A 17,160-nucleotide genomic window follows, 5' to 3' on the forward strand; every position below is an offset into this window, starting at 1 on the left:
ACAGTGCGTTCCCTCTCAGGACTCGAAGGCGGTCGGCAGGTAGCGGTCGACGTTGTCCTTCGTCACGACCGGCGCGAACAGCTGCACCTCGCGCGGGACCTCGACCTCGACCAGGTCGCCGAGCGCTTTGCCCTGCACCGCGAGCCTGGCCAGCCGGATGCCGTCCGCGCCCTGGGTGGACGGGTAGATCACCGTCGCCTTGTGCGGCCCGTTGTCCGCCTTGATCTCGCGCATGACGTTCGCCGAGCCCGCGCCGCCGACCATGAAGAACTCGCCGCGGCCGGAGTTCTTGATCGCGGCCGCGACGCCGACGCCCTGGTCGTCGTCGTGGTTCCAGATGGCGTCGATCTTGCGCGCGGCCTGCAGCAGGTTCGCCGCGGCCCGCTCGCCGCTCTCCACGGTGAACTCGGCGGCCACGCGGTTGGCCACCTTGAGCCCGCAGCCCGAGAGCGCGTCCGCGAAGCCCTTGCTGCGGTCCTGGGTCAGCGGCAGCGAGTCGATCCCGGCGATCTCCGCGACGACCGCGTCCGACTTGCCCTTGAGCCGGTCGCAGACGTACGTGCCGGCGGAGACGCCCATGCCGTAGTTGTCGCCCAGCACGGTCGACCGCGCGGCGAACGGGCTGTCGAACTCGCGGTCGACGTTGATCACGGTGATGCCGGCCTTCATGGCCTTGAGCGCGACCGGGGTGAGCGCGGCGCCGTCGAACGGCAGCAGGACGATCGCGTCCACCTTGTCGTTGATGAACGTCTCGACCTGGCTGATCTGGAGGTTGACGTCGTTGGTGCCCTCGACGACCTTCAGCTCCACGTCGGAGTACTTGCCGGCCTCCGCCTTGGCGGCGTTGGTGATCGCGGCCATCCAGCCGTGGTCGGCGGCCGGTGCGGAGAAGCCGATGACGACCTTCTTGCCCGGTTCGTCGTTGGCGACCCTCGCCCCGCCCTGGTTGGTGCCGCCTCCGGTGTTCTGCGGCGTGTTGCCGGTGCACGCGGTCAGCGCGACACCGAGCGTCAGTGTCGCCGCGACCGCGGCGATGCGGGTGGTTCTCTTGTGCGGCATGACTTTCTTGTCTCCTCGGGTGGCAGCGGTCTGGAGGGGCGGCGTCAAGCGCCGCTGCGTCGGGCGAGCCGCTGCTGCAGGAGGACGGCGACCACGATGATCGCGCCCTTCGCGACGGCCTGGGCGGAGATGGAGAGGTTGTTGAGGGTGAAGACGTTCGACAGCGTGGTGAAGATCAGGACACCGAAGACGGTGCCCGCGATCGTGCCGCGGCCGCCGGAGAGCAGCGTGCCGCCGATGACGACAGCGGCGATGGCGTCGAGCTCGTACAACCCGCCGTGGGTGGCGCTGCCCGTGGTGGTGCGGGCGATGAGCATGACCGCGGCCAGCCCGCAGCACAGGCCGAGCAGCGAGTAGAGCATCACGGTGTGCCGCCGCACGTCGATGCCGGCGAGCCGGGCGGCCTCCGGGTTGCCGCCGACGGCGAACGTCCTGCGCCCGAACGTGGTGCGGTTGAGCAGCACCCACCCGCCGACCGCCACCAGCGCGAAGATCACCACGAGCACCGGTACCCCCAGCACCGATGCGTCGAAGAAGGCGGCGAAGCCCGGCACGTTCACGATCTGCGTCTTGCGGTTGGAGATGATCTCGGCCAGGCCGCGTGCGGCGGCCAGGCTCGCCAGGGTCGCGATGAACGCCACGACCCGGCCGTAGGCGATCAGCACCCCGTTGACCAGCCCGCAGGCCCCGCCCACCAGCAGCGCGGTGAAGACCATGACGATCCAGTGGGTGCCGGTGGCCATCCCCTGCGTGGCCAGCGTGGTGGCCCACACCGACGACAGCGCGACGATCGCGCCCACCGACAGGTCGATCCCGCCCCCGGTGATCACGAACGTCATTCCGATGCTCACCACGCCGATCACGGCCGCGAGCCGCAGGATCGTGAGCACGTTGTCGATGTCGGCGAACCGGTCCCCGGCGGTGACCACACCGCCCGCGCACAGCAGGACCAGTGCGACCACGAGGCCGGTGTTGCGCCCGGCGGCGGAGCCCAGCAGGCCCGCGATGCCGGTCTCCTTCGCAGCGGGCGCTCTGCCCTGTGTCCGCGCGGGCACGGCGGCGGTGTCCTCGCTCATGCGGCGTGTCCTTCCATGACCAGGTCGAGGACCCGGGACTCGTCGATCTCGTCGGCAGGCCCGTCGTGGACCACCCGGCCCTCGCGCACCACGAGGACCCGGTCGGCCAGCCCCAGGACCTCCTCCACGTCGCTCGACACGACGACCACGGCCACTCCCCTGGTGGCCAGCTCGCGGATCAGCTCGTAGATCTCGTTGCGCGCACCCACGTCGACCCCGCGCGTGGGTTCGTCCAGCAGCAGCACCCGGCACTCCCGCAGCAGCCACCGGGCGAGCACGACCTTCTGCTGGTTGCCGCCGGACAGCCCGCGCACCACGCGGTCCACCCCGGCCGGGCGCACGTCCAGCGCCGCGGTGAGGGCGGCCGAGCGGGTGCGTTCGGCGCGGTCGTCGAGGAACCCGAACCGCGCGAACGACGACATCGACGACATGGTGATGTTGCGGTAGACGGCCTGGTCCAGCAGCAGTCCCTGGCTCTTGCGCTCCTCCGGGCACAGCCCCATGCCCGCGCGCACCGCCGGTCCGACGCCACCGCGCCGCAACGGCCTGCCGTCCACCTCGACGGTGCCGCCGACCCGTTTCCGGGCGCCGTAGACGGTCTCCACGATCTCCGAGCGGCCCGACCCGACGAGCCCGGCGAGCCCGACCACCTCACCGGCGCGGACCGTGAGGTCCACGTCGCGGAAGCGGTCGCCGTCGGTCAGCCCGCGCACCACCAGCACCTCCGGCGCGGCGGGGTCGACCGGTGGCCGGTCGGGGTAGACGTTGTCGATGTCGCGCCCGGTCATCAACGCGATCAGCTCCGCGGTGCGCACCTCGCGCGCGGGCAGGCCGGTCGCGACGGTGCGGCCGTCCTTGAGCACGGTGACCCGGTCGCCGATCTCCCTGATCTCGGCGAGCCGGTGGGAGATGTAGACGACGGCCACTCCCTGGGCGGTCAGCTCGCGGATGATGCCGAAGAGCACCCGCACCTCGTCCGGGTCGAGCACGGCCGACGGCTCGTCCATGATCAGCAGCTGGCCGTCCAGCGACAGCGCCCGCGCCATGCTGACGACCTGCTGGTGGGCCACGGACAACCGGCCGACGTCCCGGTCCGGCGCGATGTCGGGGTGGCCCAGCCGGTCGAGCAGCGCGCGGGTCCTGCGGCGGGCCTCGGCCCGCCGGGTGAAGCCCGCAGTGGACAGTTCGTGCCCGAGGAAGACGTTGTCGGCCACCGAGAGACCCGCGACCAGGTCGAGCTCCTGGTAGATGGCGGCCACCCCGCTGCGCATCGCGGCGGTGGGGTTGCCGAACGACACGACCTCGCCGCGCCAGCGGATCTCGCCCTCGTCGGGGCGGTGAGCGCCGGACAGGACCTTGATCAGCGTCGACTTGCCGGCCCCGTTCTGCCCGAGCAGGCAGTGCACCTCACCCGCGCGGACGTCGAAGTCCACCCCGCCCAGGGCCGTCACACCGGGGAAGCGCTTGACCAGACCCCGGACCGACAGCAGAGCCGCTGCCGGGACCGTCATCCGGTCACTCCCGTCCACAGCCGACCAGGCACGCGACCGCGCACAGGTGAGCCAACCATCGAGTCCTCCGAGCCCGGCAACCGCTGTGCCAACAAGAAAATCAAGCCTTCCGAACCGTCAACCTAAGTTCGGTCCGACCTGCGGACAAGGCTGTGGAGGTGGCACATATCGGCCAATTTTTCCCTTGACCGGAGGCCGGTCAGGAGCGATGGCGACACGCGTCCGCCGCGGCCTGGGAGCCGTCACCGACCGCGGCGGACGTGCGGTTCCAGTGTGGAGGATCAGCTGCCGTTCGTCTTCGCGAGAACGCGCAGGAATGCCTTGGACCACTGGGGCAGGTCCGGCCAGCCGCGGCAGGAGACCATCACGCCGTCCACGACGTCCGGCCCGTCGGCGAAGGTGCCGCCGGCCTGCTCGACATCGGCCCGCAGCGGCGGGTAGGCGGCCGTCGTCCTGCCGCGCAGCAGGCCCAGCGCCGCCGGGACCTGCGGGCCGTGGCAGATCGTCCCGACCGGGCGGTCGTGGGCGAAGAAGTGCTGGACGATCCGGGCCACCTCCGGGTCCGTGCGGATGTACTCCGGCGCCCGGCCGCCCGGGATCACCAGCGCGTCGAACTCCTCAGGCCGCACGTCCGCGAACGCCAGGTCCACGGGCAGCCGGCGGCCGGGTTTCTCCGTGTAGGCGTCACACCCCGGTTCGAAGTCGTGCACCACCAGCTGGACCGGACGTGTGCTGGGCGCGGCCACCACGACCTCGTGGTCGTCCTCCCGCAACCGGAACAGCGGGTACATCGAGTCGAGCTCCTCGGCCGCGTCGCCCACCAGCATCAGCACTCGTGCCATGCGCACTCCTCATCACCATCGACTGCGGACACGGTGGTCCTGCGGCGGAGGTGTCGGCGACACCGGACGATTCGCGTCCACAATGGACTAAATGGTCGTCGGCAGAACACGTTCCACGGTAGGACCGCCACCACTCCCGGTCAACAGGCCGAGGTGGCAGATGCAGGCCATCTCCGCCACCGCCGGAAGGCAGCGCGAAACACACCTCCGGCCCCCGCCCGGCACACAGGTGTTTCGGCGATTTCCCTTGTGTCACTTCATTGACGGCGTCGCCGCACCCCTCCTAGGTTCGATTCCGAACGCCATCCACGGCGAAGGGTTGGGACAATGCGCAGACGGTCGTTCCTCGGTGCCGCGGCCGTCACGGTCGTCGCCGGATCCACCAGCACCGCGGAGGCGAGCACGCCACGGCGGGCTCGCGAACGCTGGGTCGGCACGTGGGCGTCGATGCCCCAGCTGACCGAGCCCCACAACATGCCGCCGGCGCCGTTCACCCAGGACGGGCTCGTGCTCGCGAACGCGACGCTGCGCCAGACCGTCCGGGTGACGATCGGCGGGCGGCGGCTGCGGTTGCGCTTCTCCAACGCGTTCGGCGGCGCGACCTTGCCGATCACCGCGGTCACCGTCGCGCTCCCCGCGGGGGGCCGGGCCGGCGTGAGCGCCGTCGAGCCCGGTTCGGTACGCCGGGTGACGTTCAACGGCTCGCCCTCCGCGGACCTCACGCCCGGCATGCTCGTGGTGTCCGACCCGCTCGACTTCCCGCTGACCGCCGGGTCGAACCTCACCGTCACCACGTACCTCGCCACCGGGCAGGCGTCGAACGACATCACCTCGCACCCCGGTTCGCGCACCACGTCCCACCTCCTGGCCGGCGACCACGTCGACGCCGGCGACCTGCCCGGCGCCACCCCCACCGACCACTGGTACTTCCTCAGCGGCGTCGAGGTGCTCGCCGGTGCGGACGCCTCCGCGCTCGTCGTGATCGGCGACTCGCTGACCGACGGCCGCGGTTCCACCACCAACGGCAACGACCGCTGGCCGGACCGGCTCGCCGACCGGCTGCGCGCGACCGCCGCACGGCCGCGCGCGGTGCTGAACCAGGCGGCCGGCGGCAACCGGGTGCTGGACAACGGCCTGGGCCCGAGCGTGCTGGCGCGGCTCGACCGCGACCTGCTGGCGCAGAGCCGGGTCGAGTGGCTGCTGCTGTTCGAGGGCGTCAACGACATCGGCACGGCCGCCGCGGACCAGGCGTCCCAGCAGCGCACCGCCGAGCGCCTCATCGCGGGCTACCAGCAGGTCCTCGACCGGGCCCACGCGCACGACCTGCACGTGTACGGCGCGACGCTGCTCCCGTTCGGCGGCAGCTTCTACGACGACGCCGGCGGGTTCCGCGAGACGGCGCGGCAGGCGGTGAACCGGTGGATCCGGACCAGCCGCCGCTTCGACGCCGTGCTCGACTTCGACGCCGTCGTGCGCGACCCGGCCGCGCCGCGACAGCTGCTGACCGCGTTCGACGTGGGAGACCACCTGCACCTGAACCCGGCCGGTTACCGGGCCCTCGCCGAGGCGGTCCCCCTTCGTCTGTTCCACTGATCAGCTCCTGGGCGGCCGGTGCCGTGGCGGCACCGGCTACTCCAGGCCCCGGTAGGTGAAGCTGTCGAAGTCGGCCCACGACTCGCTCGGTGCCCCCTCCGAGGACGCGTACAGTCCGATGTGGACGCCGGTGAACCCGCCGGCGACCGGCGTGCTCAGCACCCGCCCGTCGAACGGGTCACCGAGCAGCCGCCACCCCTCGGAGCCCGCGGCGACCAGCGCCTGCACGTCCTGGCCGACCGCCTCCAGGCACAGCCGCACCACGCCCTCCCCCACCGACGTCCGCGCGATCTCCTCGTCCTTGCCGCCGAAGCGGCGCACGAGGGTGACCTCGCGGTCCGCGCCGAGCAGCAGCCGGACGTGGTGCTCGTCGTTCTGCAGCAGCACCAGGCCCGCCGCCTCCGCCGGTCCGGCCGCCGTGAACTCGAGCGCACAAGACGCGTGGAAGCTTCGGTGCTGCTGGCGCCGCACGACGATGCTCGGCGTGACCGGCTCGGTGACCGACTCCGGCCGGACGCGCAGCCGCAGGTGCCCTGGCCGATCGGTGAGTGAGACGAACGGCTCCTCCGGCGTGCGCAGGAACATCCACGCGAGGTCGAGCTCCGGCGCGTCGAAGTCGTCGGTCTGCGGCGGCACCGGCCAGGGGTGCGGCAGCAGGTCGGGCACGTCGTAGCTCTCCTCGACCCGGCCGGTGCCGGGGCTGAACACCGGGCCGCCCGCCTCCCACACCACCGGCACGAGGAACGTCTCGCGGCCGAGGTTGTAGTAGTAGCCGCCGTACGGCCTGGTCGCGAGCAGCACGGCGTACCACTGGCCGTTCTGGGTGCACACCAGGTCCGCGTGCCCGGCCGCCGCGACCGGGTGGTCGCGGCCGAGGTGGCGGTGGGTCAGCACGGGGTTGAGCGGTGAGCCCCGGTACGGGCCGGTGACGTGGTCCGCCGTCGCCACGACCACGGAGTGCTCGAAGTCCGTGCCGCCCTCCGCGGTCAGCAGCACGTAGCGGCCGTCCACTTTGTACACGTGGGGTGCTTCCGGCCAGACCGCGTCCCGCAGCGCGCCGCGCCACACCACGTGCTCGTCACCGACCAGACTGAGGGAGACCGGGTCGAACTCGCGCAGCCAGACCTCGGTCTCACCCGGCGGGCGCACCAGCCGGGTCGCCGTCCACCACGCACGGCCGTCGTCGTCGAAGAACAGCGACGGGTCGAACCCGTCCGCCTCCGGCAACCACGTCGGCTCGGACCACGGACCGGCCGGGTCGGTCGCGGTCACGACGAAGTTGCCGGACTCCCGGTTGCCGTGCACCAACGTGCAGACAACGTAGAACACCCCGTCGTGGTGCCGGATCGTCGGTGCGTAAAGACCACCGGACGCCGGCACGCCCTGCAACGGCAGCTGCGACGGCCGGTCGAGCACGTGGCCCAGCAGCCGCCAGTGCACCAAGTCCCGGCTGTGGTGGAGGGGCAGGCCGGGGAAGTACTCGAAGGTCGAGGTCACCAGGTAGTAGTCCGGTCCCACCCGGCACACCGAAGGATCGGGGTGCGAGCCGGGCAGGACCGGGTTCGAGAACTGTGCCAAGTGGGGGCTCCCGCTAGGGGTTGATGCGGTGGTAGGCGGGCTTCGGCCGCAGGTCCTCGTCGAACAGGCACGCGTCGTCCTCGCCGGGGAACACACCGGGCACCCACGAGTGCCGGTCGGTGAAGCCCCACGTCGTGAACTCCACGCACCGCCGCACGGCGTGGCAGGCGTCCCAGGCCTGCTCGTAGAAGTCGGCCTGCGCCTCGAGCTTCGCCGCGTCGGTCGGCTGCGGGATGCGCACGTCGGCCTCGGTGATCGCCACGTCGACGCCGAGCCTCGCGAACCGCTCGATGTTCTCCCGCATGGTCGTCGGGAAGCCGTACTGCAGCGCGAGGTGCGTCTGAATGCCGACGCCCTCGATCGGCACACCCTTCTTCTTCAACGACCGCACGAGCTCGTACACCGCGTCGCTCTTGGGGTTGATGCCCTCGATGTTGTAGTCGTTGATGTAGAGCTTGGCCCGCGGGTCGGCCGCGTGCGCCAGCCGGAACGCCTCGGCGATGTAGCCGTCGCCGAGCTTCTGCTGGAACACCGTCTCCCGGCGGGTGCCGTCCTCGTTGAACGCCTCGATGACGACGTCCCACGCGCGGATCTTGCCCTTGAACCGGCTGACCGTGGTCTTGATGTGCTTCTTGACCGTGCTGCGCAGCTCACCGGCCTCCAGGTCGTCGACCCAGTCGGGCAGCTGGCTGTGCCACACGAGCGTGTGCCCGCGCACGGACTTCCCGGTCCGCTTGGCATAGCTCACGATCGCGTCGGCGCCGGACCAGTCGTACTGGCCGCGGGTCGCCTCGACGACGCCCCACTTCATCTCGTTCTCCGGCGTGACGCTGTCGAACTCGCGGGTCAGCACCGCGCGGTAGTCCGCCTCGTCGGCCAGCGGCCCGGCGGCCACCGCGCTGCCGACCCATCTGTTCGTCGTGTTCTTCAACGGTCCCGCCGCCGACGCGGGCACCGCCTGGCTCGCCACCATCACGGCCGCCGCCGCCGCGATCGCGAGGACCCGGGGTAAGCGCAACATCATCGTCGCTGTCTCCTTGGTGTGGTTGCTGCTCCGTGCGGTCCGCCCGGTCCTGCCCGGCACCACCGGGAACGGCGTGCCGGGCAGGACCGGGTGCGCGGACCGGGTCGGCCTAGGGGTTGATCCGGCTGTAGGCGGGTTTCGGCCTCAGGTTCGAGTCGAAGAGGCAGGCAGCGCCCTCACCGGGGAAGGTCCCCGGCACCCACGAGTGGCGGTCCGTGTACCCCCACGTCGTGAACTCCACGCACCGCGAGACGGCGTGGCACGCGTCCCAGATCTGCTTGTAGTAGTTGGCCTGCTGGTTCAGCTTGGTCGAGTCGACCGGCAGCTGGACGCGGACGTCGGCCTCGGTGATCGCGATGTCGACGCCGAGCGCGGCCAGCCGTTCGATGTTCTGCCGGAAGCTCGACGGGAAGCCGTACCGGGTGGCGAGGTGCGTCTGGATGCCGACGCCGTCGATCGGCACACCCTGTTGCTTCAGCGTGCGGACCAGGTTGTAGACCGCGTCGCTCTTGGCGTTGATGCCCTCGGTGTTGTAGTCGTTGATGTAGAGCTTGGCCGACGGGTCGGCGGCGCGCGCCCAGCGGAACGCGTCGGCGACGAACCCGTCACCCATGCGCGTCTGGAAGATCGACTGCCTGCGCGAGCCGTTCTCCTCGAAGATCTCGTTGACGACGTCCCACGCGCGGATCTTGCCGCGGTACCGGCCCATCTCGGTGTTGATGTGCTGCTGGGTCACGCTGCGCAGCTCGGCGGCACCGAGGTTGTTGAGCCAGCCCGGGTACTGGCTGTGCCACACCAGGGTGTGCCCGCGCACGGACTTCCCGTTCTGCTGCGCGTAGTTGACGATCGCGTCGGCACCGGACCAGTTGAACTGGCCGCGGTCGGGTTCGACCACGGCCCACTTCATCTCGTTCTCGGGGGTCACGCTGTCGAACTCGCGGGTCAGCACCGAGCGGTAGTCGGCCTGGCTGCCCAGCGGCCCCGCCGCCACCGCGCTGCCGACCCACCTGGTCGTGATGTCCTTCAACGGCCCAGCAGCCGAGGCCGGGACCACCTGGCCGGCCGCGATCGCGGCCGCCGCCGCCGCGATCGCGAGCAACCTCGTGGTCCTGGTCGAGTGCAACTTCATCGTCGCTCCCTTGGATTGACTACATGCGCTTGCTCTCCGGCGGTCCGAGGTAGCTCGCGCGCAGCCCGCCGGTGTCCACGACCAGCTTCTGCACCACGAGCGTGGGGTCGACCATCCAGAACCGGAGCACGTGCGGACCGGGCGTGGAGATCACGTGCCTGGTGGCGGTGCGGTTGACGTTGTCGGAGGTCATGCGCTCCCACGGCTTGTTCATCAGCGAGTGGTCGGCGCCGTGCACCTTGATCGCGTCCACGACCTGGGGGACCTCGTCGTCGAACGACACCGCGTACCGCAGACCCGGTGTCGGCAGCACCCCGGCGCGGGGCGAGAGGTAGGCCCACACCGTCACGTCACCGATGGTGAAGAGCGTCATCCGGTACTCGAGCCGCGGTCCGCGGCCGGGTTCCCGGCTCGCGGCGGTGACCGGGAACGGCTTGAGGCCCGCTCCCGTCCTGCCGAGGTCGGGAACCCGCTTCCACCGCACACCGCCGACGCCGACGTTGGCGCTGTGGTGCTCGGCCTCGATCGACACGTACCCGCCGGCCTCCATGAACCCGTTGCGCCACGAGTGCGGCACGGCCGGGTTCCCGATCGGGGCCTGCACGGTCACCGTGCGCCCGGCGCCGGACACCACGACCGGCACGCTGGTGGTGCCCTTCGGTGCCCGCGACCAGTCGACCGTGATGCCCGCCCGCAGCTGCTTGTCCACCCGGCCCGACGCCGGCCGCACGACCAGCCACGGCGCGCCGGAGCGGATCGTGCAGTCGAACGGCTCGGTGCCGCGGTTGAAGACGTCGATGAACGGCGCCGGCGCGGTGGAGAACGGGCTGAGCTCCGGCAGCACCGGTGTGTCCGGGGAGGACGGCCACCACTGCTCGGACCCGTCGACCGCGACGCCCATCTCGGCCGGCTGCGCCACGGTGATCCGCCGCACCGGCGGGAAGATCTCGTCGGGCAGCGCGACGTGGTCCTTCTCCGGCTGCTGCCACGGCGCGTTCGGCCCGTACCGTTCGACGTCGCCGTACCCGATGTGCGGCTGGGTCTGGAACCCGCGCCACTTTCCGCCCGCGACGACGTTGTTGAACCTGTCCGCGAGCGCGAGGTCATCGGCGAACCGCGCCTCGGTCGTCGTGGCGAGGTCGTTGGCCAGCGCCCGGCCCTGCGCCGCGTAGAACAGGTTCGTGAACTCCGCGTGCCGCAGCTCGTACAGGTTCGCGGTGGCCTTCACCTGGTACAGCACCAGCTCGAAGTACGCGTCCCGGTAGGCGGCGGGCAGCCGGGCGCCGATCTGCTCGGCCCGCTCGCCCAGCCGCTTCCACTCGTCCGTCACGCGGTCGATCTCGCGGTAGTTCACCAGGCTGAACGGGGTGGCCTTGTCGTCGTAGACGATCGTGGTGCCGTCCGTGCTGATCTTGCGGTTGAGCAGCTCCGGCTTGCGCCGCGCCTGCAGCGTGCCGTAGGTGTGCAGCACCTCGGCGATCGCGGTGGCCTCCCGCCGGCCGAAGTTCTGCTCCGCGTACGCACGCTCCCAGGTGGACAGTGCCTCCAGCGGCAACGACTCGGGGTTCCACGCGTAGTCCAGGAAGAACTGGGTGGGCAGCTCGTTGCTCTTGAAGTCGCCGACGTTGGCCACCCACAGCCGGGAGACGCCGTACTCAGCCGCCTGGTGCAGCTGCTCCCACAGGTTGGCGAGCGCGCAGGTGTCGACCCACTTGTAGTTGCGGCCGCCTCCGACGTAGTCGAAGTGGTAGTACAGGCCGTACCCGCCGGCGCGCGGGGGCAGCGAGCGGTCCGGCAGCTTGCACAGGTTGCCCCAGTTGTCGTCGGGGAAGACGACGGTGACGTGGTCCGGTGGCCGCAGTCCCTTGTCCCAGTACCGCAGCACCTCCTTGTACAGCGTCCACACCTGGGGGATCTCCGCCGGGTCGCGGCCGGTGACCCGCGCCAGCACCTCCTGCTCGGTGGCGAGGATCGACTGCATCAGCTCGATGCTGTCGCCGTCGGGCAGCTGGGTGTCGCCGTTGCCGCGCATGCCGACCGTGACGACACCCTCGAAGTCCTGCTCCACCATGCGTTTGATGCCGTCGGCCCAGTACGCCTTGATCGCGTCGGCGTTGCGGCGGAAGCTCCACTCCCCCGTGCCGCCGTACGGGTCGTGGCCGGGCGTGACGATGTTGCCGTTCGCATCGCGCACCGCGGCCTTGGCGTGCCGGTTCCACTCCTCGATGCCGCGCATCATCGGCGCCTCGTGCGAGGTGCCCATGACGATGCCGTACCGGGTGGCGGTGGCGTGGTTGAGCGGGTCGTCCTCGGCGAACGCCCTGCCCCACACCGCGGGCCAGACGTAGTTGCCCTTCAGCCGCAGGACGGTCTCGAAGACCTTCTCCCAGAACAGGTGGTTGAAGCCGCCTGGGTAGCCGGGCGCGTGGCCGGGACCGAAGTAGGCAGGCGCCCACGTGCCGAGGGCCGGGTTCTCGTCGTTGATGAAGATGCCGCGGTACTTCACGAACGGCGTGCCGAGGCTGTGCCGCTCCGACCGCACGTGCAGCTCGTCGCGGTGCTCCGGTGGCACGTCGTCCCACCAGTACCAGGGCGAGACGCCGATGGCGCGGGACAGGTCGTAGGTGCCGTAGATCGTGCCGCGCTGGTCGCTGCCGGTGATCACCAGCACGCGCCGGCGGCCGAGGCGGACCTCCTGGGTGAGCGAGGTCTCCCACTTGCCCCTGATGCCGGTGACGTCGAGCTTCCCGGCCTTCACCAGGTCGTCGACCAGCGGGCTGCCGAGCGAGCCGATCAGCACCACGTCGCCCTGGTCGGGCAACCCGTTCACCAGCGCGGGCTTGACGCCGGTGACCCGCTGCACGTCGGCCTGCAGGTCACCGGCGACCCGCACGACGCCGGGGTGGTCGGCGGCGCTCACCACGAGCGTCGCCGCCTTCCTCCGCGACACCAGCGGGAAGCGCCCGGAACCGCCCTGTGCCGAGACGAGCTCGGCCGCCGACGCTGTTCCGGTGACGCTCGCACCCGCCGTCAGCGCGGCGAGCAGTTGTAAGAAGTGTCGTCGGGCGAGGGACGAGTTCATCGTTGAGCTCCTCCTAGTGCCGTGCCGGGATCGTCAGCCCTTCACCGAGCCGGTGAGACCGCCGACCATCCGGCGTTCGGCGAGCACGAAGAACGTGAGCGCCGGGATCATGGACAACGCGGTGAAGGCGAGCACCTTCGCGGTGTCCTGGGTGTGTTCCGACTGGAACATCGCAACGCCCAGGGGAAGCGTGAAGTTGCTGGAGTCGTTGAACACCAGCAGTGGCAGCAGGAAGAAGTTCCAGCTGCTGACGAACGCGAGCACGGACACCGTCGAGAGCGCCGGCCGCGACAGCGGCAGCAGGATCCGCCAGAAGAACCCGAGCTTGGCGGCGCCGTCGAGCAGCGCGGCGTCCTCCAGCTCGGCCGGGATGGCGTGCATGAACGGCCGCAGGATCACGATCGTGATCGGCAGCGAGAACGCCGCCTCCGGGATCGCGACACCGAGCGGGTTCTCCAGCAGCCCGAGCTGGCGCAGCCACAGGTACAGCGGCAGCGTCGCCACGCCCAGCGGGAACAGCAGGCCGAGCGTGAACAGCGTGTAGAACGCCTCCCTGCCGCGGAAGGCGTAGCGGGACAACGCGAACGCCGCCATCGCGCCGAACACGACCGCCAGGGTCGTGGCGATCACGGCGATCAGCGCGCTGTTGCCGAGCAGCCGCCAGAACACCGGCGAGGTCGCCACCTCGACGTAGTTGTCCCACACCCACGGCCCTGGGAGCCCCGCCGGTGAGGAGTTGATCTGCGCCGTGGTGCGGAAACCGCCCAGCAGCACGAACAGCAGCGGCACCACGGTGATGCCCACCACGGCGAACGCGGCGAGGTAGCCGGCGGTGTTGCGACGTGCCATGTCAGCTCACCGCCCTGGTCAACGCGCCCTCGGTGTCCCGGCGCAACGCGAACCGCTGGTAGAACAACGCGAACGTGAAGCAGATGATGAACAGGATCACCGCTACCGCACTGCCGAAGCCGAACTCGTAGCGCTTGAACCCGTGGTCGATCAGGTAGGTCGCCATGGTCGTCGACGCGTTGGCGGGCCCACCGAGCGTCATGATCCAGACCAGGTCGAACAGCTGCAGCGACCCGATCACCGACAGGAAGATCCACACGCGGATCGTGGGCCCCAGCAACGGGAGCACCACGTGCCGGGTGGTCTGCCAGGCGGTCGCGCCGTCGAGCGCGGCGGCCTCCCGCAGCTCCGACGGCACGCCCTGGAGCCCGGCCAGCAGCAGGATCACACCGAACCCGATGTACTTCCACGTGATCACCACGAACAGCGTGTAGAGCACGATCGCGGGATCGGCCAGCCACTGCTGCACGAGCCCGCCGAGGCCGACGTTGCGCAGCACCTGGTCGACGAACCCGCCCGGCTGCAGCATCAGCAGCCAGATCACCGCGGTCACGGCCTCCGACAACACGTACGGTGCGAAGACCACCATCCGCAGGAACGCCCGGCCGCGCAGCTTCCGGTTGAGCAGCAGCGCGAGTCCGATGCTGAGCGGGAGCTGCACGATGATCGACAGCGACGCGATGATCAGGTTGTGCCCGATGGCGCTCTGGAACACGTCACCGGACAACGCCTCGACGTAGTTCTTCAGCCCGACGAAATCGGTCAGCGGGCCGAAGCCGTTCCAGGAGTACAGGCTGTAGACCCCCGCCACCCCGATCGGCACCAGCACGAACCCGGTGAACAACACCAGGCCCGGTGTGAGGAGGAGGGCGAGCTCGAGACGGGTGCGGGTGCGGGACCGCCGCCGGGTGCCCCCAGCCGCTGGCGCGGGCGGACTGGGGGCGGTCAACGGCCGCGAACTGGTCGCGGTGCTCATCATTTGTTCCCGGCGGCTGCCTTGGTCACCGACTGCACGATGGTGTCAGGACCACCCTGGCCGGCGAAGAAGTTGGCGATGGCGTCGTTCAGGGCCTGGCCGACGTTGGTCGGGAAGGCGATGTCGAAGTAGAACTGCAGGTGCGGCGAGTCCGACACGTACTTGGAGATCTCCTTGTGCGTCTCGGTCTTCAGCGACGCCACCGCGTTGGGGTGCACCGGCAGACCGGACCCGGTCGCGGCGAGCTTCTTCTGCACCTCTTCGCTCACGAGGTGACCCAGGAACTCCGTGCACGCCTTGGCCGCCCGCGAGGTGCAGGAGAAGCCGTCACCGCCACCGAGAACCGCCTTCGGGTCGCCCTGACCGCCCGGCACCGAGGGGAACGGGAACCAGCCGATCTTCGAGTCCAGGTCCTTGTCCTCGGTCAACGCCTGCATCACGTCCGGGTTCCAGTCGCCCTGCAGCTCCATGGCGGCCTTGCCGGTGGCGAGCAGGCCCGCCGAGCTGCCGGCGCCCTGCTGGGCCGGCGTGCCGACGAACCCCTCCTGGAACGGCTTGGTGTCGATGAACGCCTTGAGGTTCTCGCCCGCCTTGGTGAAGCACGGGTCGGTCAGCTCGGTCTTCTCCACGGCCTTCTTCAGCGCATCGACCGAACACTGCCGGATCGCGAAGTAGTTGTAGTAGAAGGCGTCCGGCCAGCGGTCCTTGCCGCCGACCGCGATCGGCACCAGGTTCGCCGCCTTCAGCTTGGCCACCGCCGCGTTCAGCTCGTCCAACGTGGACGGCGGGCTGGTGACGCCCGCGGTGGCGAAGAGGTCCTTGCGGTACCAGAACCCGACCGCGTGCATCTGGTACGGCACACCGTACTGCTTGCCCTTGACCTGCCAGCCCTGCGCGGCCTGGCCGAGCGGGCCGATCCAGCTCGAGGACGCCTGCGTGATGTCGGCGATCTTGCCGGAGCTCAGCTGCGAGGCGAGGCCACCGCCACCCCACTGCTGGAAGATGTCCGGTGGTGTGCTGCCCTGCAGCGCGAGCGGCACCTTCGTCTGGAACTGCTCGTTCTGGATCGGTTCGATCGTGAACGACACGTCCTGGTGTGTCTTGTGGAAGTCGTCGGCGATCTGCTGCCAGATCGACTTCATCGGTTCGGTGGTCCGGTTGTGCCACCAGGTTAGCGTGACCGGACCGTCGGCGGATGCGTCACCGCCGGAGCCGCCGCTGCACGCGGCCAGCACGAGTGTCGCTGCTGCGGCGAGAGCGACGGACAACTTGTGCACAGAACGCATTGGGGGTCCACTCCTGACGACATCGGCCGAGTAGGACGGGGCGAGGTGATGCCCTGCGATTGGCTAGAGAGAATTCCGCGTCGATCCCGCTGTGTCAATCGTTGTCGATAACGTTTTACACGGCTAGTCTCGCCTCGTGCCTCCACGCTCCCGTGTCACGATCCGCGACGTCGCCGCTCAGGCAGGCGTCTCGGTGGCCACCGTGTCCAAGGTCCTCAACCAGCGCTACGGCGTCTCCGCCGACACGTTCGCGCGGGTGACGGCGGTGATCAAGGAGCTCGGCTACGAGGCGAGCCTGGTCGCGCAGAGCCTCCGCAACCACCGCACGAACGTCATCGGCATCCTCGTCGCCGACATCGAGCCGTTCAGCACCGAGCTGCTCAAGGGTGCGGCGGACGCCATCCGCGGCACCGGTTTCGAGCTCGTCGTCTACTCGGCGGGCGGCCGGACCGGTGACCCGCAGGGCTGGGAACGCCGCTACCTCAGCAGGTTGAGCGGCACCCTGGTCGACGGCGCCGTGCTCGTCACGCCCGCGGTCGACCTGGAAGGCCTGCCGGGAACGCCGGTGGTGGCGGTCGACCCGCACACCGGCCGCGCGGCGCTGCCCACCGTCGACTCCGACAACCTGACCGGTGGCAGGCTCGCGACCGAGCACCTGCTCGCGCTCGGCCACCGGCGGATCGCGCTGCTCACCGGCCGCGCGGACCTGAAGTCGGCCCAGCAACGCGAGACCGGCTACCGCAGGGCGCTCGCCGGTGCGGGCGTCGACGTGGACGAGGACCTGATCCGGCGCGGTGACTACGACCACGACGTGGCCGCGGCGTCCGCGCGCGAGCTGCTCACCGGGCCGGACCGGCCCACGGCCGTGTTCGCCGCCAACGACATCACCGCGATCGCGACCATCGAGACCGCTGTCGCGCTGGGGATGCGCGTGCCGGAGGACCTGTCGGTGGTCGGCTTCGACAACATCCCCGAGTCCGCGCTGTGCACGCCCGCGCTGACCACGGTGCAGCAGCCGATCCGCGAGATGGGCCACCGGGCGGTCACGCTGCTGGTGCGGCTCATCAACGGCGAGACCCCGGACAACACGCACATCACGCTCGGCACCGAGCTGATCGCACGGCACTCCACCCGAGCGCTGTCCTCCTGACCTCT

Annotated in this window: 13 protein-coding genes; 2 read left to right on the forward strand and 11 right to left on the reverse strand. The window is 70.3% G+C overall.

The genetic code is table 11. From position 1 onward, the window contains the following. Positions 1–15 precede the first annotated feature (15 nt). The 4 genes from BBK82_RS39810 to BBK82_RS39825 all read right to left on the reverse strand — a co-directional run bounded on the left by BBK82_RS39810 (position 16) and on the right by BBK82_RS39825 (position 4,488). Entirely contained in the window at positions 16–1,059 is a 1,044-nt protein-coding gene (locus BBK82_RS39810; protein WP_065919546.1) for a substrate-binding domain-containing protein, read from the reverse strand. A 44-nt stretch (positions 1,060–1,103) separates the two neighbouring features. Beyond that, complete coding sequence (locus BBK82_RS39815; RefSeq protein ID WP_065919547.1) at positions 1,104–2,135, reverse strand: ABC transporter permease; 1,032 nt, start codon at positions 2,133–2,135, stop codon at positions 1,104–1,106. Further along, the gene (locus BBK82_RS39820) at positions 2,132–3,646 is read right to left on the reverse strand and encodes a sugar ABC transporter ATP-binding protein (protein ID WP_065919548.1); all 1,515 of its coding nucleotides are present in this window, start codon (positions 3,644–3,646) and stop codon (positions 2,132–2,134) included. Before BBK82_RS39820 ends, BBK82_RS39815 begins: the two co-directional genes overlap by 4 nt. Positions 3,647–3,927: 281 nt before the next feature. Further along, positions 3,928–4,488, reverse strand: coding sequence for a DJ-1/PfpI family protein (locus tag BBK82_RS39825; protein WP_065919549.1), 561 nt, complete (start codon positions 4,486–4,488; stop codon positions 3,928–3,930). A 327-nt stretch (positions 4,489–4,815) separates the two neighbouring features. Between BBK82_RS39825 and BBK82_RS39830 the strand changes: the two genes are divergently transcribed. Further along, the gene (locus BBK82_RS39830) at positions 4,816–6,081 is read left to right on the forward strand and encodes an SGNH/GDSL hydrolase family protein (protein ID WP_065919550.1); all 1,266 of its coding nucleotides are present in this window, start codon (positions 4,816–4,818) and stop codon (positions 6,079–6,081) included. A 36-nt stretch (positions 6,082–6,117) separates the two neighbouring features. Here the strand turns inward: BBK82_RS39830 and BBK82_RS39835 are convergent, their stop codons facing one another. From BBK82_RS39835 to BBK82_RS39865, 7 genes are all read right to left on the reverse strand, one after another. Further along, positions 6,118–7,659: a glycoside hydrolase family 43 protein gene (locus tag BBK82_RS39835; protein ID WP_065919551.1), complete on the reverse strand. Its 1,542-nt coding sequence runs from the start codon at positions 7,657–7,659 to the stop codon at positions 6,118–6,120. A gap of 13 nt (positions 7,660–7,672) precedes the next feature. Then, a complete protein-coding gene (locus tag BBK82_RS39840; protein WP_083268967.1) occupies positions 7,673–8,683 on the reverse strand; it encodes an endo-1,4-beta-xylanase in 1,011 nt (336 codons plus the stop codon). A gap of 109 nt (positions 8,684–8,792) precedes the next feature. Then, positions 8,793–9,812, reverse strand: a complete 1,020-nt coding sequence (locus BBK82_RS39845) for an endo-1,4-beta-xylanase (RefSeq protein ID WP_083268503.1) — start codon at positions 9,810–9,812, stop codon at positions 8,793–8,795. A 19-nt stretch (positions 9,813–9,831) separates the two neighbouring features. Then, positions 9,832–12,894, reverse strand: a complete 3,063-nt coding sequence (locus BBK82_RS39850) for a glycosyl hydrolase 115 family protein (RefSeq protein ID WP_065919552.1) — start codon at positions 12,892–12,894, stop codon at positions 9,832–9,834. Between the two features lie 33 nt (positions 12,895–12,927). Continuing rightward, positions 12,928–13,743, reverse strand: a complete 816-nt coding sequence (locus tag BBK82_RS39855; RefSeq protein ID WP_065919553.1) for a carbohydrate ABC transporter permease — start codon at positions 13,741–13,743, stop codon at positions 12,928–12,930. Between the two features lies 1 nt (position 13,744). Next, positions 13,745–14,590 carry a carbohydrate ABC transporter permease gene (locus BBK82_RS39860; protein ID WP_237047832.1) on the reverse strand — a complete coding sequence of 282 codons (846 nt, stop codon included), beginning with the start codon at positions 14,588–14,590 and terminating at the stop codon, positions 13,745–13,747. A 128-nt stretch (positions 14,591–14,718) separates the two neighbouring features. Further along, positions 14,719–16,005 carry an ABC transporter substrate-binding protein gene (locus BBK82_RS39865; RefSeq protein WP_065919555.1) on the reverse strand — a complete coding sequence of 429 codons (1,287 nt, stop codon included), beginning with the start codon at positions 16,003–16,005 and terminating at the stop codon, positions 14,719–14,721. Positions 16,006–16,141: 136 nt separating this feature from the next. Between BBK82_RS39865 and BBK82_RS39870 the strand changes: the two genes are divergently transcribed. Beyond that, a complete protein-coding gene (locus BBK82_RS39870; protein WP_065919556.1) occupies positions 16,142–17,155 on the forward strand; it encodes a LacI family DNA-binding transcriptional regulator in 1,014 nt (337 codons plus the stop codon). The last annotated feature ends 5 nt before the right edge of the window (positions 17,156–17,160 follow it).

This window comes from Lentzea guizhouensis (genome assembly GCF_001701025.1).
Taxonomy (GTDB): Bacteria; Actinomycetota; Actinomycetes; order Mycobacteriales; family Pseudonocardiaceae; genus Lentzea; species Lentzea guizhouensis.

What these genes read in the sequence shown, in the direction of transcription:
- BBK82_RS39810 (WP_065919546.1), bottom strand. Translation starts at nt 1,059, where the DNA reads ATGCCGCACAAGAGAACCACCCGCATCGCCGCGGTCGCGGCGACACTG.
- BBK82_RS39815 (WP_065919547.1), bottom strand. Translation starts at nt 2,135, where the DNA reads ATGAGCGAGGACACCGCCGCCGTGCCCGCGCGGACACAGGGCAGAGCG.
- BBK82_RS39820 (WP_065919548.1), bottom strand. Translation starts at nt 3,646, where the DNA reads ATGACGGTCCCGGCAGCGGCTCTGCTGTCGGTCCGGGGTCTGGTCAAG.
- BBK82_RS39825 (WP_065919549.1), bottom strand. Translation starts at nt 4,488, where the DNA reads ATGGCACGAGTGCTGATGCTGGTGGGCGACGCGGCCGAGGAGCTCGAC.
- BBK82_RS39830 (WP_065919550.1), top strand. Translation starts at nt 4,816, where the DNA reads ATGCGCAGACGGTCGTTCCTCGGTGCCGCGGCCGTCACGGTCGTCGCC.
- BBK82_RS39840 (WP_083268967.1), bottom strand. Translation starts at nt 8,683, where the DNA reads ATGATGTTGCGCTTACCCCGGGTCCTCGCGATCGCGGCGGCGGCGGCC.
- BBK82_RS39845 (WP_083268503.1), bottom strand. Translation starts at nt 9,812, where the DNA reads ATGAAGTTGCACTCGACCAGGACCACGAGGTTGCTCGCGATCGCGGCG.
- BBK82_RS39850 (WP_065919552.1), bottom strand. Translation starts at nt 12,894, where the DNA reads ATGAACTCGTCCCTCGCCCGACGACACTTCTTACAACTGCTCGCCGCG.
- BBK82_RS39855 (WP_065919553.1), bottom strand. Translation starts at nt 13,743, where the DNA reads ATGGCACGTCGCAACACCGCCGGCTACCTCGCCGCGTTCGCCGTGGTG.
- BBK82_RS39865 (WP_065919555.1), bottom strand. Translation starts at nt 16,005, where the DNA reads ATGCGTTCTGTGCACAAGTTGTCCGTCGCTCTCGCCGCAGCAGCGACA.